Below are 704 nucleotides of genomic sequence, written 5' to 3'. Positions count from 1 at the left end.
AAGACTTGGCAAGCCGGGTAGCGAAAGGCATGTCCCGGGCATTCCCTGAGAAGGAAAGACCCGAGCCGGACGGACGTCCGGCGGGCGCTGGGAGACGGCTATGAGCGAGACGATCGGTAGCCCTCTGAGTGGCAATGCAGTGCGCGACACGGCAGCGGGCGGACTGGGCCTGACGAGCAGGCCGGCCACTGCCGTGGAGACCGTCCGGGAGGCGTACTCCTTCGCCTGCCTGAGCTGCGGCTACGGGTGGGAGCAGGCATACGAGATCGAGCACCACGTGGCCAAGGACGGGCACACGGTGATCGAGTACCACGCGAACGGCGTCCGCGTGCCGTCGCCGCTGCTCCAGCCGACCTGCCCGGGCTGCGGCGGGCACACCGTGCGGATCATGCGGGCGGGCCGGGTGGCCACCGCCGCGAGCTCCTGGCACCACGGTCCCGGATACGCCGCGCACGCCGAGCCGGAGGACGCACCGATCGATCGACCCGTCCGGGTCCGGCGCAGCTTCCGGGCCTGGGTGCGGAGCATGTTCTCCAGCGCCGCCTGAGCCGGGTTCTTCCGCGCAGCGGAAAGCTGCCCGCGTAGGGGCCGCCCCCGGGGAAGTCGGTCGAGGGTGGTTCCTTCGCGCGGCTAAGATTTCTGAGCATGGCGGCCACTGAAGACCACAGCACCACCGAGCGCTCGAACTCGGCGTACTACGTCAC

At 70.0% G+C, this 704-nt stretch carries 1 protein-coding gene; it reads left to right on the top strand.

The window, feature by feature from the left end; translation table 11 throughout:
- Positions 1-100 precede the first annotated feature (100 nt).
- Positions 101-547, top strand: a complete 447-nt coding sequence (locus UK12_RS41895) for a hypothetical protein (RefSeq protein ID WP_197085369.1) — start codon at positions 101-103, stop codon at positions 545-547.
- The last annotated feature ends 157 nt before the right edge of the window (positions 548-704 follow it).

This window comes from Saccharothrix sp. ST-888 (assembly GCF_000955975.1).
In the GTDB taxonomy this organism is placed as follows: domain Bacteria; phylum Actinomycetota; class Actinomycetes; order Streptomycetales; family Streptomycetaceae; genus Kitasatospora.
The sequence above is the reverse complement of the archived record's forward strand: the minus strand, read 5'-3'. Positions and strand labels throughout refer to the sequence as shown.

What these genes read in the sequence shown, in the direction of transcription:
- UK12_RS41895 (WP_197085369.1), top strand. Translation starts at nt 101, where the DNA reads ATGAGCGAGACGATCGGTAGCCCTCTGAGTGGCAATGCAGTGCGCGAC.